General features: G+C 43.2%; 29 protein-coding genes and 1 pseudogene. 21 read left to right on the top strand and 9 right to left on the bottom strand.

Annotated elements, in window-relative coordinates; all coding sequences use genetic code 11:
- Positions 1 to 30 precede the first annotated feature (30 nt).
- From ACFQ3W_RS05865 to ACFQ3W_RS05855, 3 genes are read right to left on the bottom strand one after another with little or no spacing between them, the layout of a single operon-like run.
- Entirely contained in the window at positions 31 to 747 is a 717-nt protein-coding gene (locus tag ACFQ3W_RS05865) for an ABC transporter permease (RefSeq protein WP_379317598.1), read from the bottom strand.
- Positions 744 to 1,559: an ABC transporter ATP-binding protein gene (locus tag ACFQ3W_RS05860; protein WP_379317596.1), complete on the bottom strand. Its 816-nt coding sequence runs from the start codon at positions 1,557 to 1,559 to the stop codon at positions 744 to 746. Before ACFQ3W_RS05860 ends, ACFQ3W_RS05865 begins: the two co-directional genes overlap by 4 nt.
- A complete protein-coding gene (locus ACFQ3W_RS05855; RefSeq protein WP_379317594.1) occupies positions 1,560 to 2,357 on the bottom strand; it encodes a MerR family transcriptional regulator in 798 nt (265 codons plus the stop codon).
- 350 nt (positions 2,358 to 2,707) lie between these two features.
- On the opposite strand from ACFQ3W_RS05855, the gene ACFQ3W_RS05850 reads away from it, so the two are divergent.
- Positions 2,708 to 3,106: a methyltransferase family protein gene (locus ACFQ3W_RS05850; protein WP_379317592.1), complete on the top strand. Its 399-nt coding sequence runs from the start codon at positions 2,708 to 2,710 to the stop codon at positions 3,104 to 3,106.
- Between the two features lie 169 nt (positions 3,107 to 3,275).
- On the opposite strand, the gene ACFQ3W_RS05845 is transcribed toward ACFQ3W_RS05850, so the two are convergent.
- Complete coding sequence (locus tag ACFQ3W_RS05845) at positions 3,276 to 4,076, bottom strand: helix-turn-helix domain-containing protein (RefSeq protein ID WP_379317590.1); 801 nt, start codon at positions 4,074 to 4,076, stop codon at positions 3,276 to 3,278.
- 149 nt (positions 4,077 to 4,225) lie between these two features.
- Between ACFQ3W_RS05845 and ACFQ3W_RS05840 the strand changes: the two genes are divergently transcribed.
- On the top strand, positions 4,226 to 5,392 hold the full coding sequence (locus ACFQ3W_RS05840; protein ID WP_379317588.1) for a glycoside hydrolase family 5 protein: 1,167 nt from the start codon (positions 4,226 to 4,228) through the stop codon (positions 5,390 to 5,392).
- 16 nt (positions 5,393 to 5,408) lie between these two features.
- Positions 5,409 to 7,049, top strand: coding sequence for a glycoside hydrolase family 43 protein (locus tag ACFQ3W_RS05835; protein WP_379317586.1), 1,641 nt, complete (start codon positions 5,409 to 5,411; stop codon positions 7,047 to 7,049).
- A 69-nt stretch (positions 7,050 to 7,118) separates the two neighbouring features.
- Here ACFQ3W_RS05835 and ACFQ3W_RS05830 read toward each other — a convergent pair whose 3' ends face one another.
- Positions 7,119 to 8,396 carry an MFS transporter gene (locus tag ACFQ3W_RS05830; RefSeq protein WP_379317584.1) on the bottom strand — a complete coding sequence of 426 codons (1,278 nt, stop codon included), beginning with the start codon at positions 8,394 to 8,396 and terminating at the stop codon, positions 7,119 to 7,121.
- A 272-nt stretch (positions 8,397 to 8,668) separates the two neighbouring features.
- Here ACFQ3W_RS05830 and ACFQ3W_RS05825 point away from each other — a divergent pair, with 272 nt between their 5' ends.
- Positions 8,669 to 9,037, top strand: coding sequence for a hypothetical protein (locus ACFQ3W_RS05825; RefSeq protein WP_379317974.1), 369 nt, complete (start codon positions 8,669 to 8,671; stop codon positions 9,035 to 9,037).
- Positions 8,922 to 9,158: an NTF2 fold immunity protein gene (locus ACFQ3W_RS05820; protein ID WP_379317582.1), complete on the top strand. Its 237-nt coding sequence runs from the start codon at positions 8,922 to 8,924 to the stop codon at positions 9,156 to 9,158. The genes ACFQ3W_RS05825 and ACFQ3W_RS05820 overlap by 116 nt, the downstream gene beginning before the upstream one ends.
- Before the next feature lie 153 nt (positions 9,159 to 9,311).
- Here ACFQ3W_RS05820 and ACFQ3W_RS05815 read toward each other — a convergent pair whose 3' ends face one another.
- Positions 9,312 to 9,950 carry a YczE/YyaS/YitT family protein gene (locus tag ACFQ3W_RS05815; RefSeq protein ID WP_379317580.1) on the bottom strand — a complete coding sequence of 213 codons (639 nt, stop codon included), beginning with the start codon at positions 9,948 to 9,950 and terminating at the stop codon, positions 9,312 to 9,314.
- Between the two features lie 127 nt (positions 9,951 to 10,077).
- Between ACFQ3W_RS05815 and ACFQ3W_RS05810 the strand changes: the two genes are divergently transcribed.
- Entirely contained in the window at positions 10,078 to 10,593 is a 516-nt protein-coding gene (locus tag ACFQ3W_RS05810; protein ID WP_379317578.1) for a GNAT family N-acetyltransferase, read from the top strand.
- A gap of 236 nt (positions 10,594 to 10,829) precedes the next feature.
- Positions 10,830 to 13,442, top strand: coding sequence for a phosphoenolpyruvate synthase (gene ppsA / locus ACFQ3W_RS05805; RefSeq protein WP_379317576.1), 2,613 nt, complete (start codon positions 10,830 to 10,832; stop codon positions 13,440 to 13,442).
- Positions 13,443 to 13,479: 37 nt separating this feature from the next.
- Here ppsA and ACFQ3W_RS05800 read toward each other — a convergent pair.
- Positions 13,480 to 13,620, bottom strand: a pseudogene (locus ACFQ3W_RS05800) (helix-turn-helix transcriptional regulator); the annotation flags it as partial.
- A gap of 238 nt (positions 13,621 to 13,858) precedes the next feature.
- On the opposite strand from ACFQ3W_RS05800, the gene ACFQ3W_RS05795 reads away from it, so the two are divergent.
- A complete protein-coding gene (locus tag ACFQ3W_RS05795) occupies positions 13,859 to 14,911 on the top strand; it encodes an SGNH/GDSL hydrolase family protein (protein WP_379317574.1) in 1,053 nt (350 codons plus the stop codon).
- Between the two features lie 100 nt (positions 14,912 to 15,011).
- On the opposite strand, the gene ACFQ3W_RS05790 is transcribed toward ACFQ3W_RS05795, so the two are convergent.
- Positions 15,012 to 15,557 (bottom strand): TetR/AcrR family transcriptional regulator, encoded by a 546-nt coding sequence (locus tag ACFQ3W_RS05790; RefSeq protein WP_379317572.1) that lies wholly within the window; start codon positions 15,555 to 15,557, stop codon positions 15,012 to 15,014.
- 242 nt (positions 15,558 to 15,799) lie between these two features.
- Here ACFQ3W_RS05790 and ACFQ3W_RS05785 point away from each other — a divergent pair, with 242 nt between their 5' ends.
- The 10 genes from ACFQ3W_RS05785 to ACFQ3W_RS05740 all read left to right on the top strand — a co-directional run bounded on the left by ACFQ3W_RS05785 (position 15,800) and on the right by ACFQ3W_RS05740 (position 22,026).
- Positions 15,800 to 16,774: an aldo/keto reductase gene (locus ACFQ3W_RS05785; protein WP_379317570.1), complete on the top strand. Its 975-nt coding sequence runs from the start codon at positions 15,800 to 15,802 to the stop codon at positions 16,772 to 16,774.
- Positions 16,775 to 16,810: 36 nt separating this feature from the next.
- The gene (locus ACFQ3W_RS05780) at positions 16,811 to 17,368 is read left to right on the top strand and encodes an NAD(P)H-dependent oxidoreductase (RefSeq protein WP_379317568.1); all 558 of its coding nucleotides are present in this window, start codon (positions 16,811 to 16,813) and stop codon (positions 17,366 to 17,368) included.
- Positions 17,369 to 17,458: 90 nt separating this feature from the next.
- Positions 17,459 to 18,079, top strand: coding sequence for a MerR family transcriptional regulator (locus tag ACFQ3W_RS05775; protein WP_379317566.1), 621 nt, complete (start codon positions 17,459 to 17,461; stop codon positions 18,077 to 18,079).
- Positions 18,060 to 18,743 (top strand): DUF554 domain-containing protein, encoded by a 684-nt coding sequence (locus tag ACFQ3W_RS05770; RefSeq protein WP_379317564.1) that lies wholly within the window; start codon positions 18,060 to 18,062, stop codon positions 18,741 to 18,743. The genes ACFQ3W_RS05775 and ACFQ3W_RS05770 overlap by 20 nt, the downstream gene beginning before the upstream one ends.
- A 248-nt stretch (positions 18,744 to 18,991) precedes the next feature.
- Positions 18,992 to 19,339 (top strand): DUF1048 domain-containing protein, encoded by a 348-nt coding sequence (locus ACFQ3W_RS05765; protein WP_379317562.1) that lies wholly within the window; start codon positions 18,992 to 18,994, stop codon positions 19,337 to 19,339.
- Between the two features lie 9 nt (positions 19,340 to 19,348).
- Positions 19,349 to 19,639, top strand: a complete 291-nt coding sequence (locus tag ACFQ3W_RS05760) for a DUF1048 domain-containing protein (protein ID WP_379317560.1) — start codon at positions 19,349 to 19,351, stop codon at positions 19,637 to 19,639.
- 13 nt (positions 19,640 to 19,652) lie between these two features.
- Entirely contained in the window at positions 19,653 to 19,973 is a 321-nt protein-coding gene (locus tag ACFQ3W_RS05755; protein WP_379317558.1) for a PadR family transcriptional regulator, read from the top strand.
- A gap of 67 nt (positions 19,974 to 20,040) precedes the next feature.
- Complete coding sequence (locus tag ACFQ3W_RS05750; RefSeq protein WP_379317556.1) at positions 20,041 to 20,379, top strand: DUF1048 domain-containing protein; 339 nt, start codon at positions 20,041 to 20,043, stop codon at positions 20,377 to 20,379.
- A gap of 135 nt (positions 20,380 to 20,514) precedes the next feature.
- A complete protein-coding gene (locus ACFQ3W_RS05745) occupies positions 20,515 to 21,276 on the top strand; it encodes an ABC transporter ATP-binding protein (RefSeq protein WP_379317554.1) in 762 nt (253 codons plus the stop codon).
- Positions 21,277 to 22,026 (top strand): ABC transporter permease, encoded by a 750-nt coding sequence (locus tag ACFQ3W_RS05740; protein WP_379317552.1) that lies wholly within the window; start codon positions 21,277 to 21,279, stop codon positions 22,024 to 22,026.
- Between the two features lie 131 nt (positions 22,027 to 22,157).
- Here the strand turns inward: ACFQ3W_RS05740 and ACFQ3W_RS05735 are convergent, their stop codons facing one another.
- A complete protein-coding gene (locus tag ACFQ3W_RS05735) occupies positions 22,158 to 22,970 on the bottom strand; it encodes a class I SAM-dependent methyltransferase (protein ID WP_379317550.1) in 813 nt (270 codons plus the stop codon).
- 179 nt (positions 22,971 to 23,149) lie between these two features.
- On the opposite strand from ACFQ3W_RS05735, the gene ACFQ3W_RS05730 reads away from it, so the two are divergent.
- From ACFQ3W_RS05730 to ACFQ3W_RS05720, 3 genes are read left to right on the top strand one after another with little or no spacing between them, the layout of a single operon-like run.
- A complete protein-coding gene (locus ACFQ3W_RS05730) occupies positions 23,150 to 23,590 on the top strand; it encodes a MarR family transcriptional regulator (RefSeq protein WP_379317548.1) in 441 nt (146 codons plus the stop codon).
- Positions 23,591 to 23,592: 2 nt separating this feature from the next.
- Complete coding sequence (locus tag ACFQ3W_RS05725) at positions 23,593 to 24,042, top strand: pyridoxamine 5'-phosphate oxidase family protein (protein ID WP_379317546.1); 450 nt, start codon at positions 23,593 to 23,595, stop codon at positions 24,040 to 24,042.
- Positions 24,029 to 24,628, top strand: coding sequence for an alpha/beta fold hydrolase (locus ACFQ3W_RS05720; protein WP_379317544.1), 600 nt, complete (start codon positions 24,029 to 24,031; stop codon positions 24,626 to 24,628). Before ACFQ3W_RS05725 ends, ACFQ3W_RS05720 begins: the two co-directional genes overlap by 14 nt.
- The last annotated feature ends 123 nt before the right edge of the window (positions 24,629 to 24,751 follow it).

Genomic DNA, 24,751 nt, shown 5'->3' with positions numbered 1-24,751 from the left:
CCAGCATGTGGTTATGCTGTGATTGGCTCATTATTCCGATTGCAGTCTTTTTAACATAAAACCGCATAGTATAGCCGCAGCTAAGAGGATGGCCACCAAAGGCCACAGGTTGCCAAAATAAAAAACGTCGCCTGCCAGTAATTTATATCCCCAAGTTGCGGGGAATATTTTTCCCACAATCTCAAAAATCCGAGGGAGTAAATCAACAGGAAACATAATCCCCGACAGCATAATGGAGGGCAGAAATATCACTTGTGAAATCATAGTTAGTTTTGCTTGGCTTTTTACCGCCAGCCCCAAGATACTCCCAATACTTAATGATACCGCAGTAAAAATTGCGAGGGAGCCAAAATACAACGGCAGACTTACCGGTGGTGTTGCATCAAAAGCAATGGGGGCGACAAGGTATATTATCACGCACATAATCAATAGATGAATAAATGCTGACAAAAACATCGAAACCAGACCAAGATACAACGGCACCCCATTAGCCTTGTACACTTTCTTTATATCACTCGCGTATATCTCTACAAGGGAAGGCGGCAAGCCCATCAGCGCGCCTGTTGATACACCCAGCACGGTCATAGATTGTATAAGCGTATACTTGGCCTCCGGGTTTATGGATGTGAATATCCCGCCCATAACAGCAAAGAACAAAAGGGGAACCACATAACAAGTAATCAGCAGCGACTTGCTTCGTATATCCAGTTTCCATTGCAATGCTACTCCGTATAAAAACGCACTCATTCGCCATTCCCCCTTGCTATGTTGATAAAATGCTGTTCAAGCGTACCTCTGTCTATTTTAATGTCCAGCACGGCAATTCCCCTCTGCTTGAAATCTTCAAGTAAAGTAAGCATGGTATCCCCGATGTTGTCAGATTCAAATTTTTCATCGCCTTGCTCGGTCTTGATGTGAAGGGTATAGCGTTTGCCGATTTTTGCGGTCAATTCTGCAACCGTACCCAAAAACACAATATTGCCAGCATTCAGAATACCTATGCGGTCACACAGGCTTTCAACCTCTGCCATGTCGTGGCTGGCTAAAATGATTGTCTTTCCCTGAGCTTTCAGTTTGCGGATTTGGTCATGGAGCGATATTCTGCCTTCAACATCAAGCCCGGCAGTCGGCTCGTCAAGAAACACAATATCCGGGTCGCTGATTAAGGCAAGGGCAAGGTGCAAACGCCGCTTTTGCCCCGTTGACAGTTCTATGTACGGCTTTTTTGTCAGCTCGTTAATCCCAAGGGCGGCAAGCATAGAATCGTCTATTTTTGTTTTGTTCCATTTTGCAAATAACCGCACAGCTTCCATCGGTTTGATATGGGCCGGGAGTGATGCCGATTGCAACTGGATACCCATCTTGCCACTCACCACGATATGGCCGCTGTCATACCTTCGTAAGCTCTCGATACACTCAAGGGCTGTGGTTTTGCCTGCGCCATTTATGCCAAGTAAAGCAAAAATCTCACCTTTTATTACATTGAAATTTGAGCCATTCAGCACAGTATGATCGCCATAGCTTTTCTTTAGCCTGTCAATCTGTATTGCGTAGCTCATTTAACTCCCCCCCTCGAATGGGTCTAATCCCAGCTTTGTGAAATAGGCTTCCAAAGCCGGTTCGATAAAAGCATTGGCAGTCGCTTGTTTCTGTTTCCATTCACTATCCGGGCCATCAATATTTTCAGTCTCTTTAAGTTTGAACAGCATACTCATATCCCCGTCCGTAAATTCCATAAGCATTTTCCAAAACTCTTTGGCAAAGTTTTGCCCTTTCTCACTTTCGGGCGGCACACCATCATTTTGAAGCCGTATTGCTTCATCAAGCAGGCGTGTGTAAGTCTCCATCATCGCGGGGCCGCTATCCTTATCGAAGTGGCTCCGAAAATGGTCAAGGGTCTTATCATCGAAATGCTTGATAAGCCAGTAGAGCTCATTTTTCATTTGTAGATTTATGATAATATCAGCGTATTTCTTAAAATCCACCGATTGCATTTGCAGAACTTCCGCTTTTAACGTTTCCATCTCTTTTAGGGCTTCTGACAGAGTTTCCAGCTTTTCTCGTATTGTGGCAGCTTGTTCTGTAAGCGCGTCCGCAACATCGGCGGGAGTATCAAGAGAGGTCAGGCGATTTTTTATATCATCCAATGAAAACCCCAGGTGTTTCAATGAAAGAATTTGATAGAGTTTAATCACATCCTTGTCTGTATAAAGTCTGCGGCCCCCTTCACTCTCGCATGACGGCGAAAGCAGACCTTCTTCGTCGTAATATTGTAAGGTGCGGACGGTGACGCCCATTTTCTTTGCAACCTCGCCAACCGTCATATACCCTTGTGGTATCGCTCTGTTTTTTTCCATATTCATGACCTCCTGTCTATATTATTGCTTATCACGTTACGTTATAAGCAAGATGTTTTTTTACATTCCGTCTGCTGGCTGTCCATCTTAATATTCTTGTATTCGGCGGTTGTTTCCTTATTTGTATAAGGTCGATTGAACAGAACGGGTGCGAATGGTACAATGATGGCAAACAATAATTTGAATTTCGGATTATTTTATACAATTGGTAGGTAAGGAAAAGAGATAAAATGAACGGATTTCTGTTGCTAATCCCACTTATACTGATAAGATACGGGCTTTTAAGGCTATTAAATAAAGAAGCGTTAAGGCGTGCGGCTTTTTTCCCTCCGCTGATTGAAAAAGAAAAGGTGGCGTTCTGGTTTTATCAAATTGCAACCATATTTTTATTCGTATATTTATGCTTCCTCAAAATCAATATTGACTCCGTCTGGTTTTATGCAGGCTCAGTCGTATATGGTTTAGGTGTTCTATTTTGCATCGTGTCCGTATCCAATTTTGCCAAGCCTGCAAAGAACGGCATAAATCTCAAAGGACTTTACCGTGTTTCCCGCAACCCCATGTATGTGGCATATTTAATTTATTTCTTAGGTTGCGTGCTGCTTACACAGTCGTTCATATTGCTTGCGTCATTAATCGTTTTTCAAGTATCAGCGCATTGGATTATTCTTTCCGAAGAGAAATGGTGCGTAGAGAAATTTGGGGAAGAGTACATGAGTTATATGAAAAAAGTAAGACGCTATATTTAGCAAAATACGAAGGAGCAACATGAAGCCGCCACCCTATTAAGCAGGGGTAGCGGCTTTCATTTTTTCGCCTGTTGGTGTCTCAATTTTGAATTCGGGGGGATTTATTACGGTGATGCCGGAATGGATCGAATTGAGACTTGGAATCTTTCGCATTTTCTATTTCACATACTTAACTCTTGACACCGTACACTTCACGAAACTGTCTGGGTGTGAGGTGGGTTACATTTTTAAAATTTTGACCAAAGTGACTCTGGGAGCAAAAGCCCAGATTGGTTGCTATTTCACTGTATGAATACTCTGAGTAAATTAAAAGGTTTTTCGCCAGATTCACTTTTTCTTGCATAATGAAATCTCTGATTGTGATTCCCTCACTTTGACTGAATAGTTCTGCCAAGTAATTTGAATTCGTTTTTAATTCTTGTGCGATATTTTTGATACTGATTTTCTCATGAAGATGCTTGAAAATATAGTCTTTACACTGATTAATCCGAGGGTTGTTGCTCTTCTTTCTGGGATTGCTATGTCTCTGTTGTTTGATGTGATGGACCATCCGGGTATATTCGTACTCTGCTTGGCGGCACAAGCGTTGTATCGTTTGTGAATCAGATAACTCTTCGATTTTATAGATGTAGCTGTCACTAAGAGAATAAGCGATCTCAGGAGAAACGCCACCTTCAATAGCGGCACGGCTTGCCAGTGTGATTACAACAATGCATATATTTTTTACGGAACGAAGATGATCTTTGGCAAGAACGCCATAATGACCCTTGAAGTTCTCGCTCAAGCTTTTTTCCAGCTGCTTCATATCACCGTTACGAATACTGCTGATTTCCCGGACTTCCTGATCGTATGGATTGTGCATTTTTCCCACTTCCTGATTTTGAAACAGTATATGTGAAAAGTGTCTTTTTACACTTTGTTCTGCCTCGGTGTCGATATTGTTGTCCAGCAATGCATCCTTACTAATCATGCGATAACCCCCTTTTCTCAAAAGTAGTGTACCAAAAGAAAAGTCTGAGTTCTATGATATATTCATGGGATTTGTGATATAAGATAGACGGCCTACCCACTACAATTTAATATGTAATTCAATATTTTAATCCAGAAGGGGACACGTATATGTATATTAATGGTGTAAACCTTGGAAATTGGCTAGTGCTGGAGAAGTGGATGAGTCCGGGGCTTTTCGAAGGTACTACGGCAGAGGATGAGTACTATCTACCAACCCAACTTTCCCAAAAAGTCTATGAGGCGCGTATTAAATTGCATCGTCGCGAATACATCTCCGAGCGGGATTTTGCAGCGATCCGTTCTTTTGGAATGAACGCGGTGCGCATCCCCATTCCGTACTTTATTATGGGAGATTGTCCGCCATTTGTCGGCTGTGTAGAAGAACTGGATAGAGCTTTTTTATGGGCTGAGAAATACGGTTTAAAGATACTGATTGATCTTCATACTGTGCCGGGAAGCCAGAATGGTTTTGATAATGGAGGTATCTCCGGGGTATGCAAATGGGCGCAGCAGCCTGACAGTGTAGAATTTGCACTTCAGTTACTTGAAAAGCTGTCCAACCGATACGGAACAAACTCTAGCCTATGGGGAATAGGTGTTTTGAATGAGCCTATTACCGAGCGGACCTGGAATGCAATGGATATTCAGAATCGGTATAAACCAGTAGATCTGGAGCTGGCGGCAGGCAGTGCACCCATTTCCTTGGATTTTCTGCGCGAGTTTTATGTGGAAGCCTATCGCAGAATGCGTCGTTATCTTCCGGAGGATAAGGTTATTGTCATTCATGATGGTTTCGAGCTTAAAGCGTGGAAGGACTTCATGAGAGAAGCAGAATTCAAAAATGTCGTGCTGGACACGCACCAGTATTTGATGATGGCTGAAATGTACGGTTGCGAACAATCCCTTGAGGGGTATAAGAAATATGTCGAAGAGTATTTAACCGGAGATATCGAGGAAATGCAGGAGTACTTTCCCGTAATCTGTGGAGAATGGAGCCTGTTCAATTCCTATGGCTGCGGGATCGACACTGCAGGTGGATTGTCGCCCGTTAACGGAGTTGAAGCAAGTGAAGATAAATTGAATGCTGAAAGTCGAAAAGAATTATACAGTCAGATTGCATTAGCGCAGCTGGAAGCATGGAAAAAAATCAGCGGCCATTTTTATTGGAATTATAAATTGTTGTTGGACACGGTCAATGAGCCGGGCTGGATCGGTTGGGATAGCTGGGATCTGGGAAAATCCGTAAGTCTTGGCTGGTATCCCGGAGAGTTCTAGGGAAGGAGTGTACTGAATGATCAGAAACCCTATACTTCCGGGATTTAATCCCGATCCTTGTATTTGCAGAAAAGGGGGCGATTATTACCTGGCCGTATCATCATTTGAATGGTTCCCCGGGATTCCAATCTATCATTCTAGGGATTTGAAGAATTGGGAGCTGTACACGCATGTGCTGACCGATGACACTGTCGTAGATTTGAAGAAACTGCCATCTGCCAAAGGCATATGGGCTCCTTCTCTAACCTACAGTGAGCAAGATGATCTGTTTTATGTTGTATATGGTGTAATGAATTCCATGAATGCGAGATATTTTGATGTTGATAATTTTATAATAACGGCAAAAGACATCAAAGGACCCTGGAGTGAGCCGGTTTATCTGCATTCGTCCGGATTTGACGCCTCGATCCTGCATGATGTTGATGGAAAGAAGTGGATTGTATCCTTGGAATGGGAGACCCGAGAGGGATATGAAAAGCCCGGAGCGATCTGTCTGGTAGAGTATTCCACCGAGAATAAAGAAATCGTAGGTTACCCGAAAAGAATATGGACAGGCGGGACCGACAGGGGCTGCATTGAAGCACCGCATCTGACAAAACGTGGGGATTACTATTATATTATGTGCGCTGAAGGCGGTACCGGTTATGGCCACAGTGTTACTATGGGGAGAGCCAAAAATGTGTGGGGACCTTACGAAAAAGATCCAATGAATCCAATCGTGACCTCCATACCAGGTGACTTCTATGAAAGGCATGATCCGGATCATTTAAAGCCTAAATATTTCAATCCGGATTCTGTGCTGCAAAAATCAGGACATGGGAGCTATGTGGAAACCCCGTTTGGTGAAGTCTATCTGGTTCACCTCTGTGCACGACCGTTCGTACCGGAGCTTCGGTGTACGCTGGGACGCGAGACGGCCATACAGAAAATGGCGTGGACTGCGGACGGGTGGCTCAGGATGGAAGATGGCAGTAATCTGGCCAAGGAATATGTGCCTGAGAGCCAGCTGCCGGAATACCCAGTGAATGAAATTCCTTTGTTTGACCATTTTGATTCAGGAGAATTGGGCATACAATACTATGCGCCAAGAATCATGCCGAAACACTTCGCTGATGTAAAAGCGCGCCCGGGTTATGTAAGAATTCGCGGTCAGGAATCAAGAGCATCTCTAAATAAGGTAAGCATATTAGCCAGAAAATTGACATCCGTATATGCAACGGTGACAACAAAAATGGAGTTTATGCCTGAAGTGCCTCAACATAGTGCCGGTCTGATTTTGTATTACGATAACATGAACTATGTCAATTTAAGAAAATACTACAGCGAAACTTTGGGGCAAAGTGCCTTGTCCATTATTCATTTGGAAAATGGGGAGAAGGCTGAGTTGTTGAGTACCCGGGTACCTGTAAATGACGTCCCGATTTATATGCGTCTGAATATCAGAGAGCGCCAGCTTTGGTTCGAATGGAGTTATGACGGCAAAGTGTATACACGAATAGGAAATGACTTTGATACTACGAAATTCTCTGATGAGTACAGCAGGTATGGTGAGTTTACAGGCAGTTTTGTTGGTTTGACCTGTGCCGATCATGTTAAGCACCAACATTATGCTGATTTTGACTTTTTCGAATATATCGCCGATGGAATAAATAAATAAGCAAAATTGGACGACCTCATAATCCACCGCTAAAGTGGGGAATGAGGTCGCTTTTTTGTCAAACTTCCGTTAATTGTGGGGAGTATCCAAATCACCGACCTCACGATAGCCATGTTTTCGGAACATGAAATAATATAAAAATGAGGCGGCGGCGTATAGACAACCGGTAATGCTGAACGTAATGGCATAACCCCAGTACGTTCCGTAGGTGGTAACCAAATGCGACTGAACGGGGCCCATCGTGGCCCAGCCAAGCATGAAGGCGGTCTGAGTCAGCGAGTTCGCGATGCCGCGCCGTTTGTCACCGATTCGGTCAATCATGATGGCGGACTGGATCGGATTTGCCGCATTCATAAGCGCTTGCCGGAACAGGAAGCTGATGGCGGCGACGGCGAACCAATTCGTGAAGCCGGTTAGCACTAGGAACGGCAGGGACAACATTTGGAACCATACGACGGCTTTCACCTGGCCGACCCGGGTTGCCAGAGTTGGACCGATCAGCATGGATAAGATTGTCATGACCTGCCCAAGCGATATCAGAAAGCTCATCAGCGAAAGCGAAATAGAGAAGCGGTTGGTGAAATACAAATTCAGATAAGGAACAACAAGGCCCGAGCCGAAGCCGATCAGCAGCTGCGCGAAAACGAAGCGGGCGATCATACGATATTCGGCTGCAGCCCCACCAGTAGAGTCGTCGGCGGTGGTATGTACCAATTGTTTTGGCGGTTTGTTTGCAGATTTCTGGTCAAGCTGAGCGGCGCTTGGTCCGCCGTTTTCACGGACGAATAGCATAGGAATGAAGGCAGCCAAGGTGGCAGCTCCTCCCATGACCAGCACGGTTCGCAGGCTGAGTAAATTCGTAAAGCCAATGGATCTGAGCGCATCGGCAATAACGCCGCCTCCCATGCTACCGATCACCTGTGAAGCAAGACCAAGGGAGGAAAAATAGCTGAACATGCGCAGTCTTTTCTTGCTGTCCACGTTCGCTGCCAGGAAGGGGATCGACAACACTTGAAAAAAAGACGCAAACAGACCTGTGAATACGGCGAAGCCGATTAACGCGATTTCACCGGATGAGAACGAACGGAGGATAAAGCCAATTCCACTCAGCAAGGCACCGAGTACAAGTATTTTTTTGTGACTAGTCCGGTCCCCCCATATGCCGATAGGTACGAACAACAGCGCTGTAGCTAAGGACTGAATGCTGACGACGCGCCCGTTCATGGCATCGCCATAGCCGAGTCCTTGTATGTAAAGGTTATAAAGCACACCGAACATACCGGTGCCAATTTGATACAGGATATTTGCTAGAAAAAATAGCCTGATATTTCTGGACCATTCTTGCATTTCCAGAAAAAAAGAACGTATAAAGCCCACTTTTCTAGTCCTCACTTTCATCTTACCAGCTAATCTATTATTTTAGCAGGTAGCGACGATAGAAGGAAGTTCTCGCGTTTCACAATCGCAGTGACAAGAACAACAAGAACAATAGCAGTAAGCAGCAGATTCTTCTAGTGTGATAAAATGAAAAAAACGGGAGGCTGGTTTTCCGTTCACTAAGGCGAGAAAAGCTACCTATAGAAAAGTATTTTCAACAATAAGTTTATTGAGGATGATTCATGATGGGTTTTATGGATGCTTGGGAGGAATTGGTCGCGGAGCAGCAGCGGCAACGAGATCGGCTTCGCGTTAATCAAATCACTATAAAAGTGAAAATTAAGAAAAAGAGCAAAAGCAAGGTGCACCAACAGGAAACGACTATCGAATATGGATTGGTGGAACGCGATTTGGACGATGAAAGTTTAATTGGAAGATATGAGCTTTATTTCGCCGATCGGGACACTTTAATTCAGAGAAGCCGAGTGGGAGAAGATGCTGCTTTGGGTGAGCTACCAGATGAACATGCAGCTGCAAATGCAATCTTCCTCTATTTGGCGGAACATTACCCTTTTATCTTGGAGGAATCCCCCTTTCGCGATCAGCTATAACCCTATTGCAGAAGCTTGGATTATTGAAGGAACGCTGCCTCCAGGATGGGTAGGCGGAGTAACCTATATTGCTCTAGCGAAGGAAAATGGCAATCTACTCATGATGCATGGGACCAGATGAGATGTAGCGTATAGCCACACTCATGGGCCATTATAAATGGTGATATACGCCTTTAATAATGAAAGCTATGCGAATGATGACCCATCCCTCGAGCTCTTCCATTGGTTGTCCAAGCAGAGCTTAGCATGGGACAACCGATCTTCTTCTTTTTTTTCATATAGGTTCTTCTTTCTCATGAATTGATGATGTACTTGATTGTGTTATTACGCGGTTTAAAATCTTTTCTGTAAATGGCATAAAGTAATTCAGTATTAGTCCTCCAAAGCAAACGTTTAATAAAGTTCCAACACCAATTGGTCCATTAAAAATCATGGCAATGATTAAGAATACGAGGTAAATGATTGTTCTTGAGAAAAATAAATTCGTTTTAGTTAACTCTTGTATGATTAATGTTAATCGATCAACTGGGATCGGTGCAAAGTTTGTGTGCAAATAGGTGGCAGTTCCTAATCCGATAACAACTAAACCTATTCCAAAACAAACCAGTTTGCTGTACCAAAGCTCAGGTGTTATCAAATTGCGCAATAAAAAAAGCCACAAATCAATACCACTACCCGTTATTAGTGCTGTAAACAACCCCAAAACTTCTGGCCTTTGTCTTTTTAAAAGTGAATTGCAGCAAATCAATAATAAAGCAGTTATTACTTCCCAACTTCCCACAGTAAGCCCTACATTTGCGGACAATCCTACCAAAAGTGCATCAAATGGTGAAGTTCCAAGGTTTGATTGTATGGTTAAAGAAATACCAAGGGTTAAAGTTAAAATTCCTAGTACATAAAATAAATATTTCATTTTACTCGACCTCTTTATTTTATTATTGCATTTACAATATTATCGGTGTAACTTTAATATATAAGATTAATGTTGTATTTGCAACAATAAATACATGATTGATTGAATAAAAGGAGCGATGCATACGATGACTATACATTTTAGAAAGTGTACCCTCGAAAACTCACGCCAACTTCAGAAACTTAGTTATGAAACATTTAATGAGACATTTAAGCATCAGAATTCGCCTGAAAATATGAATGCCTATTTGGAAAGAGCTTTTAACTTGAAACAATTAGAAAAAGAATTGTCCAATAATTCTTCGCAATTCTTTTTTGTTTATTTGAACAGTGAAGTCGCTGGATATTTAAAGGTCAATACCGATGATGCTCAGTCTGAAGATATGGGCGATGAATCCCTTGAAATCGAAAGAATTTATATAAAAAATAAATTTCAAAAACATGGTCTTGGTAAAAGTTTGCTTAATAAAGCTACGGAGATTGCGATGGAATGTAATAAGAAGAAAATCTGGCTAGGCGTATGGGAAAATAATGATCATGCTATTGCTTTTTATAAAAAAATGGGGTTTGTTCAAACCGGAGCCCACGCTTTCTACATGGGTGATGAAGAACAAATAGATTTTATAATGGTCAAGACACTATAGGTAACCATCACTTGAAAAGTCAAAATGCAGAGCGGGAAGCGCGGAAATCAAAAAAAGAACCTGAGCAATTTTGCCAGGTTCTTTTATATTGCATATAAACAGACACGATGATATAATCAGATCGCGACTGTGATTATGTATAGATATAAAAATCTCATCTTACATTTTAATAGTAACACGTCGGTAAGCTCTTGTCAAACGTTTTTTCTCAATTTAATGGTTAGGAGAGGTGTTGAATGAGTTCTTTGGTTCTCGGCTTTAAGGAAATCGAAAAAACACAGCTTTCGCTCGTTGGCGGAAAAGGGTTAAATTTAGGGGAGTTATCAAAAATTGAAGGGATACAAGTACCTGAAGGATTTTGTGTTACAACCGTGGGATTTCAAAAAGCCATCGAACAAAACACAACGTATCAAGCTTTATTGGATCAACTAACCATGCAAAAAGTCGAGGATCGAGACCAAATTGGCGAAATCAGCGGGAAGATTCGGCAAACCATTTTGGACGTAGAAGTTCCTTCCGATGTTGTGAAAGCAGTGACTCACTATCTCTCCCGGTTTGGCGAGGAACTTGGCTTTGCCGTGCGTTCCAGTGCGACTGCCGAAGATTTGCCGCAGGCTTCTTTTGCCGGTCAACAAGATACCTATTTAAATATCATCGGCGTCGATGCCATCTTGCAGCATATCCGCAAATGCTGGGCGTCCCTATTTACGGATCGCGCAGTCATCTACCGCATGCAAAATGGATTCGACCACCGGCATGTTTATTTATCTGTTATCGTTCAAAGGATGGTTTTGCCGCAGGTTTCGGGGATTTTATTTACCGCCGATCCCATGACCGGAAGCCGAAAGCTGATATCCATCGATGCCGGTTTTGGACTCGGTGAAGCGCTGGTCTCTGGCTTAGTATCTGCCGATAATTATAAAGTACGGGAAGGGGAAATCGTCGATAAACGGATAGCGACCAAAAAATTGGCGATCTATGGACGAAAAGAAGGCGGAACAGAGATTCAGCAGCTTGATCCTGATCAGCAAACGATTCAAACACTTACTGAACAACAAATTTTACAACTGGCATGCATTGGAAGACAGATCGAAGCTTATTTTGACCAGCCGCAGGATATCGAATGGTGTTTGGCCCATGATACATTTTACATTGTCCAAAGCCGGCCAATCACGACTTTATACCCGATCCCTGAGGCGAATGATCAGGAAAATCATGTTTATGTATCTGTTGGTCACCAACAAATGATGACAGACCCCATGAAACCATTGGGATTGTCTTTTTGGCTGTTAACGACTCCTGCAACCATGCGTATAGCCGCTGGAAGGTTGTTTGTTGATGTTGCACCTATGCTGGCTTCACCTGTCGGTAGAGAAACTATATTAAAACTGGGACAATCCGATCCGCTCATAAAAGACGCACTCATGACCGTACTAGAGCGAGGAGATTTTATAAAAAAATTACCCAATGATGAAAAAGAAACGCGCCCCGGTAAAAGCAAAAAAGATGTGCCACCTGCGGATTACCATACATTAATCGACTACGATCCGACAATCGTTTCTGATTTGATTAAGCGTAGTCAAACATCGATAAAAGAGTTAAAACAAAAAATCCAAACGAAATCAGGGTCTGATCTGTTTGATTTTATACTGGAAGATATCCAGCAATTAAAGAGGAGTTTATCTGATCCACAAAGCTTCGGTGTAATTATGACAGCCATGAATGCTTCAACATGGATCAATGAAAACATGAACAAATGGTTAGGTGAAAAAAACGCAGCAGACACGCTTTCTCAATCTGTATCGGGCAATATTACTTCGGAAATGGGTCTGGCGCTATTGGATGTCGCGGATGTGATTCGTCCTTATCCGGAAGTCATTGCGTATTTGCAGCAGGTACAAGATGATCGCTTTATGGATGAATTGCTTAAGTTTGAGGGCGGGCAGGAAGCCTATGATGCGATCAATGCTTATCTCAACAAATACGGAATGCGATGTGCCGGAGAAATCGATATAACCAGAACTCGTTGGAGCGAAAAACCAACTACACTTGTCCCGTTGATTCTGAGTAACATCAAAAACTTTGTGCCTAATGCAAGCATTCGGAAATTTGAGCAAGGGCGACAGGAAGCTTTGAATAAAGAACAAGAATTATTAGATCGCTTGAAGCAATTACCGGATGGTGAACAAAAAGCCAAAGAAACCAAACGAATGATCGACCTCATCCGGAATTTCGCCGGATATCGGGAATATCCCAAATACGGCATGGTTAATCGTTACTTCGTTTATAAGCAGGCTTTACTGAAGGAAGCCGAACAACTCGTACAAGCGGGCGTTATTCATGAAAGAGAAGATATCTATTACCTCTCCTTTGAAGAGCTTCGCGAAGCCGTCCGCACAAATCAACTGGATTACCAAGTCATCAGCAAACGAAAAGACGAGTACAAATTATATGAAAAACTAACTCCACCGCGTGTTATTACGTCTGATGGCGAAATCATTGCAGGGAAGTACAAACGGGAAAACCTCCCAGCCGAAGCGATTATAGGTCTACCTGTTTCTTCCGGAGTGATAGAGGGACGAGCGCGTGTTATCTTAAACATGGAAGATGCTGATCTGGAAGATGGAGATATATTAGTCACCTCCTTTACGGATCCGAGCTGGACGCCATTGTTTATATCCATTAAAGGCCTGGTCACCGAAGTTGGCGGGCTGATGACCCATGGAGCCGTTATTGCGCGTGAATATGGCTTGCCAGCCGTTGTCGGAGTGGAGAATGCTACCAAACGGATCAAAGATGGGCAACGAATTCGCGTGCATGGAACAGAAGGGTATATCGAAATATTGTAATAGCTAAGATAAAAGGGCGGTTACTCTGATCGCCCTTTCATCTACCCATCTTAGTACAGTATAAGTATAATCTCTCTTGTAAACCCTCCAAGACTTCATCTGGCACTTCTCTGACCTTATTATCCCCACCTAGGAAAAGTAGCCAGTTTATTATTTCGGTTAATTCTTCTGAATTATTTGAAACTTCCATCGCTTATTTTATTCCTCGACAGGCGATGCCGACTAGTATTTTTACAATAGATACTTTCAATTATGGACGTCCAAGACATCGAAACCGAGCTTGAATTTATCAAACGACGGTTTGAAGATTAGAGTAAATTGTAATTATTTGCAGGAACAATAGAACGACTTATGTTACTGTTACATGTACAGAAGCAGAAAAGGAAGGTAGGTTCAGGATGCTGGAATCAATCCAAGTGTTTAAAGCAACAGAGAACCATGTCAAAATCATAGGTCGGACTCACTATTATAATGATGTGCTGTGGCTGGCTCTCTCAGGCGGCGGTGTGGAATTTTCATTCTATGGTAAAAAAGCGGAGATTACATTAAAAGGGGATGCTATTGCCTCAACAGGTAATAATCTGGCCCGAATTGGAATCAGCGTAAACGGAAAACGGGTCATTGACGATCAATTGAATAAGCCACTTACAAAGTATACTGTATTTGAAAGCGATACGGTGCAGGATATAACAGTAACGGTTATTAAACTATCTGAGTCGGCGATGTCAACAGTCGGGATTCAGGAGATCGCCGTTGACGCTGCAGATGGAATTAAGCCAACCCCGGACAACGCACATACTATTGAGTTCATCGGCGATTCCATTACTTGCGGCTATGGTGTTGATGATGAGCATGAGCTGAATTCCTTTTCCACGGCTACGGAAGATGTCACAAAAACATATGCATACCTGACCGCTCAGCAGTTGCAGGCTGACTACAGCATGGTTTCCTACAGCGGATACGGCATCATTACAGGCTACACGGAAAACGATCAAAAGCTTACCACTCATCTTATCCCGGATTACTATGAAAAAGTGGGCAAGTCTGAGGGAAAATTTGATGGTACACTGCTGCCTCAAGACTTATGGTGGGATTTCAATAAGTTTGTGCCTGATCTCATTGTCATTAACCTCGGAACAAACGATGATTCTTACACCAAAGAGGAAGCCAGTAAGCAAGCAGAATATGCCCAGGAGTATATTGAATTTCTAAAAATGGTCAGACGCAACAATCCTCATGCCGCAATTCTGTGTACGTTGGGGATGATGGGGGATAGATTGTATCCTTTTGTCGAACAAGCTGTTAGCGGGTATAGCCGGGAAACAGGCGACAGGAATATTACTGTCATGAGGTTTGACGTGCAGCTGCCAACTGACGGCTACGCAGCCGACTTCCACCCGTCTCAAGCTACTCATCGTAAAGCGGCGAATAAACTAACTGCTCATATCAAAGAGCTTATGAAGTGGTGACTTCATTAAACGGCTTTATCCGTCACCGGATAAAGCCGTTCTATTGTTAAGAGTACATGTGGGTTCTTTGACCAGAGATTTTCCTGAAACAACGCGGGAATTAAAAATTTCTATCTAACAATATTCCAGTTTGTTCTGCCATGAAGCGAGGTGGTAGAGGCATTGAATTTCTGAACCACCATTCCACTGCACCCACGACAGCTGCTCCAAAAAATTGTAGAATGACCTCTTTACTTAAGCCTTGATTTTTCCCCCCGGTTACATCTACTTCAACCCCATACTCCTGAACGACTAAATCAAGGAATTGGCTACGAAAAAAAGCTGCGCTTTTTGTATTTAGCATGGTTGAAAAGAACAAATGATTTTCTGCAAAATATTCGAACCAGACATAATTTCCTTCCTGGAAACTCATTTCAGACGCAGAGTGGCAAAGATCGCGGAGATTGTTGATGTGTTCTTCAATAATTTTATCCAGTAAGTCATATTTATCCATGTAGTGGAGATAGATAGTTCCCCGATTCACGTTTGCCCTGTCGGAAATATCCCGGATGGTAATATTGTCAAAGTTTTTCTCGGCCATTAATTCCAGAATGGCTTTCTTTATGGCTTCTTGGGATTTGAGCACCCTCCGATCCACTTTAGTCATTTCTATAGTCCTCCTTCTGAGATAATGGGCAATTATTAAAAATATGTTGAGTAATCCACACATCGCGAATAATTGATTATTGAACCTCTTTTGTTTCTGGCTAGAATTATAAACTATAGTTGATTAATCGATCAATGTTCATTTATTTCAGGATTACTTAATATTTATTCGAGTTTGGTACACGCTTATAATATCAACACAACGCTTGATATTCATCAAAGCTGAAAGGGAGGAACAAGAAAATGGATTATACAAAGCTTGGAAATTCCGGCCTTGATGTATCCCGAATTTGTCTGGGCTGTATGGGTTTTGGCGATGCTTCAAAAGGACATCATCGATGGGTGCTTGATGAAGAACAGGCACGACCCATCATCAAAAAAGCTTTGGATATGGGGATCAATTTTTTTGATACAGCAAATGTCTATGCTGAGGGGACCAGCGAGGAAATTGTCGGGGCAGTACTAAAGGATTATGCGAACCGCGATGAAATTGTCATCGCAACTAAGATCCATGGACGAATGCATCAAGGGCCCAACGGTGCCGGGCTTTCTCGCAAAGCAATCATGAGCGAAATCGATAAGAGCCTTCAAAGGCTGAAAACCGATTACGTTGATTTGTACCAAATTCATCGCTGGGATTATAGCACACCCATCGAAGAGACGATGGAGGCCCTTCACGACGTAGTTAAAGCCGGTAAAGCGCGTTACATCGGTGCTTCTGCCATGTGGGCATGGCAGTTTCAGAAGGCGTTACATGTAGCTGAGAAGAATGGGTGGACAAGATTTGTATCCATGCAGGATCATTTAAACCTCATTTACCGCGAGGAGGAGCGGGAGATGCTGCCGCTTTGTAAGGAAGAAAAAATTGCAGTCATTCCTTATAGCCCTCTGGCAGGAGGAAGATTAGCCCGGGAAGTGGCCACGCCTCGTTCTGAAACCGATGAAATTGCTAAACAAAAATATGATGCAACCGCAGATGCAGATCAGTTGGTGGTAGACCGGGTTGCGAGTCTCGCAGAGAAACATAACGTTCACCGGGTTCACATCGCACTGGCATGGCTTCTTCACAAAGAGCCGGTAACCGCTCCTATTGTCGGTGCAACAAAGATCTCCCAGCTAGAAGATGCGGAAACCGCTCTTTCCATTCAACTAACACCCGAGGAGATTTCATTTTTGGAAGATCCGTATGTCCCGCACCGAATTGTTGGACATTTTTAAGCATAGAAGTAGGATCTAATTATGAGGAGATTTGATATGAAAACACTCGTTCTTGTTTTTCACCCTGATTTAACTGCTTCCCGTGTGAATCGACGCTTGACAGAAGAGATGGAGAAGCAAGCTGGAGTTACCGTACACCGTGTCTATGAGGCTTACCCCGATGAGAAGATTGACGTCGCAGCCGAGCAAAGACTATTGGAGCAACACGATCGTATTGTTATACAATTTCCTTTCTACTGGTACAGCAGCCCTTCATTATTGAAAAAATGGGAGGATACAGTCCTCACCTACGGCTGGGCTTATGGAAGCAAAGGCGATAAGCTGCATGGTAAAGAGCTGCTGATCGCCGTTTCTACCGGTGCAGCTAAAGAAAACTATTCACCAGACGGCAATTTTAAATACACCGTTCCAGAGCTGCTCCGACCTTTTCAGGCAACCAGCAGCTTGATTGGGACTCGCTATTTGACACCCTATATTTTGTACGGCGTAATGCAGCATCTGTCAGACGAGGAGCTTGAGCTAAGCGCCCGTGATTATGTGGCCTATGCGCTAAACCCTGAACTTGAGCCGCTTACCGTTTTCATTGAACATTGACAAAGTACAAATTCCAATTCTTAATGAAAAGGTAAGTAAAGAAACAAAGGGCAGGGGGGAAACTATGAGAATATGTTTTTAATCGGCGAAATGTCAAAGCTCTTTCAGATCGATATCCGGACGCTGCGTTATTATGATGAGATCCATCTTTTCACGCCAGCGTTTGTTGACAATGTAACTGGCTACCGTTATTACTCCATCGAGCAATTTGAGCGCTTGAATACGATACTTTACCTCAAAGCCTTGAATGTTCCTCTAAAGGAAATCAAGCAGTTTATAGATCAGCGGGATATCCATCATATTCTGTCTTTATTAAAGGAACAACAGCGCAGAACGGAAGAGAAGATTCGTGAGTTCGAACAGATTGGGCAGAAAATTAATAACCGAATCCAGCAGATCGAAGATGCGTCTAAAGTAGAGGATCTTTGGGAAAATAGTAACAATATGAAGTCCAGTATTTTCTTGGGCCAAGTAGGTTTGACGATCTCAGTCACAAATTTGCATGAAAGGAATTTCGAAGAGTACCATGCTTTATTCCTGTTCGTAGAACCGGATGATCCTAAACGTTTGGAATCAACTACGAAATTGCTTCCTCAGCAAAAATATCTGACGATTCGTTTTGTAGGCACGCATGCAGACGCATCGCCGGATTATGAAAAATTGCTGGCATATGCAAGCGGGGAGAGCAACAATGATTGGAACGATTGTTAATGTATCAACCATTATGGCAGGTTGCGTAGCCGGAAGTCTTTTCAAGAAGGGTTTGAACGAGTCTTACCAAAATATTCTGATGCAGGCAATGGGACTTGCAGCGGCTGCCCTTGGCATCCACTCGATCGTCACGTATATGTCGGCTAGCCAGTATCCCGTATTGTTTATTGTTAGTTTTGCACTAGGTGGTGTCATTGGTCAGAAGCTTAATTTGGAGCAACGATTCAAGAATTTAGTTACCAGAATCTCAAAGGGGAATTTAGCAGAGGGGTTATCAACCGCGATACTGTTATTTTGCTTAGGAACGATGTCCATACTGGGGCCAATGGAAAGTGCTTTACATGGGAATCACACGTATTTATTCACAAATGCTATTCTTGACGGAGTAACTTCAATTGTACTGGCGTCAACTTTTGGTATTGGGATCATTTGGTCTGCAGCGGTACTCTTCTGTTGGCAAGGGCTGCTGTACCTTCTGGCCAATGTTTTATCAGGATTCATTACCCCAGAGCTTTTGACTGAGACATCAATTGTTGGCGGAGTTCTAATATTTTGCTCTGGCTTAAGCATTCTCGGCATACAAAACTTCAAGACGATGAATCTAATTCCCGCACTAATGATACCGGTTGTCTTTTTTATACTCAAAAATGTACTAGGTATGTAATAGAGTACTTTGTTTTCTAACTGCCGAGCGATGTAAAAAACATTTAGAAAGCCTGTTGACACCCTCACTACTTAGTGTTACGATGTACGTGTAATAAGCAATACTGAATAGCGTAATTTCTTAATGCTATTCAGTAAATTTTTCCCTCGGTACTAAGTTATACTGAATATAAGTCAGACCAAGTAGGGGTTCTTGCAAAAAAGGAATTCGTAACATCTAAAATTAACAAAGTTAAAGGAGATGAAGCAATGAATTTTTGGGATAAAATTACCGGCAATGATATGACTAAAGAATTGAAAAAGTTTGAATCGCGAGCCCAAAAGCTACCGGCTGATTATCAAGCAGCATGGGAAAAGATTAAAGCCAATCTTTGGCCGCACACAGATTTTACCGGTCGCAACCTCATGCCAATTCTTGACGGTGTGCTTGGCCTGCTCGAAGAAACTGCAGCGGACGGTCAGAGTGTTCAAGAGGTATTGGGTGACGATATCAAAGGCTTCTGTTCGGCGCTAGCCGGCGAAGAAGGGGCTAAATCTTATCGCGACAAATGGCGCGAGCAACTCAACAATCAAATCGCTAAAAAATTAGGTAAATAGGGGGATAAAATGACAATACAAGATATCATCGAAGGCAAAAAAGAGTGGCGAGCGCACGTGGCACGTGTCAAAGCGCTCCCGCAAGATTATCAGATTGTTTATAAAGAGATTCAAAAATATCTCTTCAAGGTCGGCCCTGCCCAGCTAACCGAAGGAACGGCTTTGCTCTCGGGGATTGTCGACCTTTTTGAAGAAGGCGCGACCTTGGGGAAAGGCGTGCTCGAAGTGACGGGAAGTAATGTAGCGGCTTTCTGCGACGATCTAATCAAAGATTCAGTTACAGATCATAAAACCAAGTAAAAGGGTGCAAAACATGGAAAATTTAACTGAAATGCTGAAGGGTTCGCTTGAAGGCTGCGTGCTGGAAATCATCAGTCGCCATGAAACCTATGGCTACGAAATTACCCGCCGCCTGAACGAACTTGGGTTTACCGAAGTCGTGGAAGGGACGGTCTACACCATCCTCGTTCGTTTGGAAAAGAAAAACCTGGTGAATTTACAAAAGAAAGCGTCGGATATGGGCCCGCCCCGCAAATTTTACTCACTGAACGAGGCTGGCCGCCAAGAACTTGAACTGTTTTGGGAAAAATGGGATTTTGTATCATCCAAAATCAACGCCTTGAAGTCAATTTAGCATAAGATATTCTAATCAATTTTTCTGGAGTGTCTTGTTAAGCTTTAAATATAAGGAGGAAAAAACCATGATGGAAATATTCAAAAAAATGATTGGTGATAAAAAAGAATACAAGATGATGATGGCACGGGTTCATGCCCTGCCAGAAGACTACCAGTTTGTATTTAAGAAAATCCAAAACTACATGTGGAACTTCTCAGCAGGCAACGGGATGGATATGCTGCACATGCAGTATGAATTAATCGATTTGTTTGAAGCCGGTACGGCGGATGGCCGGAAAGTGCTGGATATCACTGGAGACGATGTGGCGTCCTTTGCCGACGAACTAGTGACTAACGCTAAAACCTATACTGCCAAGTATCGTGAAGAGTTGAATAAGAGTATCATGGAGCGGTTGAAAAAGTAAATTGAATAGATCATTCCGACTGAATGGCTAGTTACAAAATGGGTTGCCACCTTGCTATTCAGTCTAATTTTCGCCAGGTAATAAGTGATACTGAATATCAGTCATACTAAATAGCAAATTATAGGAGGAGAAGGTATGAGTAATGCAACGATTTCTGTAAAAGGGCTAACAAAATCCTTTAAAGACAAGGAAGTCTTAAAGGGGGTGGATTTTGAGGTGCGGCGCGGCGAAATTTTCGCACTGCTGGGCTCAAATGGAGCGGGCAAGACGACGACGGTCAATATCCTTTCGACGCTGATGAAGTCCGATGGCGGTGAAGCGGGTATTTGCGGCTTTGATGTCAACCGTCAACCGGATCATGTTCGCCAGAGCATCAGCCTAACGGGGCAGTTCTCCGCTTTGGACGGCATGCTCACGGGGCGTGAAAACCTGATTATGATCGCCAAGCTTCGAGGCGTTCCCCAGCCCGCTCAGGTCGCCGACAATCTGCTTGCCAGATTCAGCCTGACTGATGCGGCGGGCCGCCGGGCGGATAAGTATTCCGGCGGGATGAAGCGCCGGCTTGACATCGCCATGAGCCTAATCGGGAAACCTGCAGTCATTTTTCTCGACGAACCGACCACAGGGCTTGACCCCGAAGCGCGAATCGAAGTTTGGGATGCCGTCAAGGAGCTTGCCGGAAGCGGTACGACCATCTTGCTGACGACCCAGTACCTGGAGGAAGCCGAACAACTGGCGGACCGCATCGCCATCCTGCATGGCGGAAAAATCATCACGACCGGTACCCTTACCGAACTCAAAGCGATGTTCCCGCCGGCGAAAGTGGAGTACACCCCTAAGCAGCCGACATTGGAAGAAATTTTCCTTGCGATCATTGGCAAAAAGGAGGAGATGTAAATGAAAAGCAAAACAGGGGTATTACTAGGACGTTTAATGCGCAACATCATGCGCAGCCCGGATACGATTATTACGGTGGCAATTACGCCGATTATGATGATGCTGCTGTTTGTCTACGTATTTGGCGGCGCCATACAATCAGGTACGGACAACTATGTCAATTATTTATTGCCGGGAATCTTGCTGATGGCTATCGCATCCGGCGTCGCTTACACTTCGGTGCGGCTATTTACGGATGTAAAAAGCGGTCTGATGTCGCGTTTCATTACTATGCCGATCAAGCGCTCGTCGGTTTTGTGGGCTCATGTGCTGACCTCGCTCGTTTCCAATGCGCTTACTCTCGTGGTGGTTTTCCTCGTCGCGCTCTTAATGGGCTTCCGCTCCAGTGCACCTATCATGGATTGGCTCGCAGTAGCTGGGATCCTCGGGCTGTTTACACTGGCGCTGACATGGCTGGCGGTTATCCCCGGATTGACAGCGAAGTCAATGGAGGGGGCGACGGCTTACTCGTACCCGCTGATTTTCCTGCCGTTTATCAGTTCAGCCTTTGTTCCCACGGAAACCATGCCCAAAATCGTCCGTGCGTTCGCTGAGAATCAGCCCGTGACATCCATCGTAAATGCGATTCGTGCCCTCTTGTATGAAGGGGCTGTGGGCAATGATATATGGATTGCACTTGTCTGGTGCGTCGGCATTATGATCATCGCTTACTTCTTCGCTAGTAAAGCATTTAAACGCACGTTAGGTTAAGTCCAACACTTTGGGATTATCCATATCTATAGTCATCCGCTGACATGAACGAACGCATAAGCTTTACAAGGCTGCCGTAAGCAACAATCAATCGGCAGCCTTGTTGTGCAGCGACACCAAACAGCTGGATACTATAGTTTTCTCGCTTTGATTACAAAAGTTACAGGAAGCATCTTCGCTTTTTTTGCAAAATCGCTGGTATCGTCCCGCGCTTGCATCATTTCATCATCAGATTGCTCAACCATTTGCTCAATGACAAATCCCGCTTTGGAGAGCGCATTCACATAGGTTGATAGTTTACGGTCGGATAAGGTTAGCGTACCTTCATCAAGAGATACCGAATACCAAGATTCATCGAAATAACATTTTTTGAAAGCAAGCATATTATTTTCTGCAACAACACATTTGTGTATAGGGTGAGACCAACTGAAAATAAATACACCGTCTTTTTTCAGGTAAGAAGCGATTCGGCAAAAAGTCCCCTCAAGATCGGTGGTCCAGCCTATGGCATAAATCGAATAAACAAAGTCAAAATAATCCAGTGGTATGCCACATTCCTCTTCCATGGGAGAGCAAATAAATCTTGCTGTAAGGCCGCATGCCGTCAAATGCTGTTTTGCCTTTTCGATTTGTTTTTCCGATATATCCACAGCCCATAGTTCAGATGCTTTGCGTTCCCCCTGATATTGCAAGGAATGACCGGTTCCACAGCCGATCTCCAGCATCTTTTTTCCGGAGACATCACCAAAAAGTTGGCATTTTTCTTCTGAGACAAATGCTCCATAGAAAGGAAGCGAGGTTGCTCCTAAGATGTCATTTCCTTTTGTGTCCCAAAATATGCTGTTTGTTTTATGAATAGAATTCTTATCCATGTCGACTGTGATGGCTCTACCAACCTCCCCAGCGCCTATAACGTTTGTTCGATAAACAGAATTCTTGTTCATACCGACGGCCTCCCCAAATATGTTATTGATCCCCCAATAACGTACCATTTTTCTATGAAAATATCCGCTTAATATCATCCATCTAGCGTCAATATAAAATTTTCTTTCTCAGATATTTTAACGGCTTGATATTAGTTCTATATAGTATTATTCTATATAGTACATTAAGGATGGTGCTTATGAGTAGAGAAACACGTGGTGGGTTTTATATCTCCCAAATTAAACAGCTAAGTGATCGAATTTTTGAAAAACTCTTGAGAGAAAATTCGATTGAGGACTTCAATGGGGCCCAGGGGCGCATCTTATACGTGCTGTGGCAGAAGGATAATTTAACCATAACAGAGATTGGTGAGAAGACATCGCTTGCTAAGACGACGCTTACTAGTATGCTTGATCGAATGGCTGAGCAAGGCCACATCGTACGTAATCCAGATCCAAAAGACAGAAGGCAAACACTAATTACGCTAACACCTGAGGCTAAAGCACTAAATAAAACCTACGATAACGTCTCAACACAGATGAATGAGCTATTTTACAAAGGGTTTTCAGACGAGGAAATTGATCAGTTCGATCACATGCTTGCAAAAGTTCTTCAAAATCTAAAACGAAATGAGGAGTAATTTTGGACCAAGCTACATTGAAGCAAATCATTTCATTAGTACAAGATGTTCAGACAATTATCGTCAGCTCAGTGGATGAAAATGGCTTTCCAAACTCAAAGCAAATGTTTAAAAAGGTACACGACGGATTGAAAAAGTTTTGGTTCTCTACGAATACGTCATCGATGCGAACCAAACATTTTTTGGTGAATCAAAGAGCGTGTCTCTATTTTGTTGGTGAAAGTAATGGACTTATGCTGATCGGGGAAATGAAGGTTTGCCATGATACTGAAAGCAAAAAACTGCTATGGGAAGAAGGTGACGAACAATACTACCCACTTGGAGTTGACGATTCTGACTATTGTGTTTTCGAATTTTCTGCCCAAAGCGGCGATTATTACTCCAATGGAAGGAAACACATATTTACCATTGATGAGTTGAATGATGAGGGTAAGTCGAATGCCATATGCTAATTTCAAGGATTTGGAAATGTATTATGAGCGATTGGGCAATCGAGACAATATCATTGACTTTATGGATCAATTGAATATTGCTTCGGCACATTTAATTGGCTATAGCTTAGGCGCAAATATTGGACTTTACATGGCCATTAATAATCCTGAGAGAGTTGAGACGTTAACTGCAATAGGTACAAGTGGATTTTGCGACCCGAGGGGAGCCGAGGAATTTGAGCCGGAATGGCTAATTGAACAAGGATTGCAGGATATCATCAATCAAATGATGGAGAGACATTTGGAAGCACATCAAGGAAATTGGGAAGAGTTCATGAGACAATCAGCACAAGATTGGCGTTTGTACCCGCAGCTTACGCTCGAACAACTTAGAAGTATTCAATGTCCTGCGTTATTTATAACAGGGGAGCATGATCCATTTGTCGGTAAGGAAAAAATCAAACGACTGGCATCACTTGTTAAGCAATCAAGGTACCATATTGTTCAAAACGGAAGCCATCGACCGCATATGGTTAGGGAATATCCTATTGAAGTAAACGATACGATACTTCAGTTTCTGGAACAATACAAAGAGCCCAGCTTGTAAGTGTGATATTCCACGATTAAGTAGTACTATATTGTAATATATTATTGTTATATTCTTTCAAATGAGGTGAATGGAATTGTTTCTCCGCATCGTTCGAAGTAATTAGTTCTCGGGCTGGATAAT

Source organism: Paenibacillus puldeungensis (assembly GCF_042678945.1).
GTDB classification, from domain to species: Bacteria; Bacillota; Bacilli; order Paenibacillales; family Paenibacillaceae; genus Fontibacillus; species Fontibacillus puldeungensis.
Note: the sequence above shows the minus strand (reverse complement) of the source record. Positions and strands in the feature narration are given on the sequence as shown.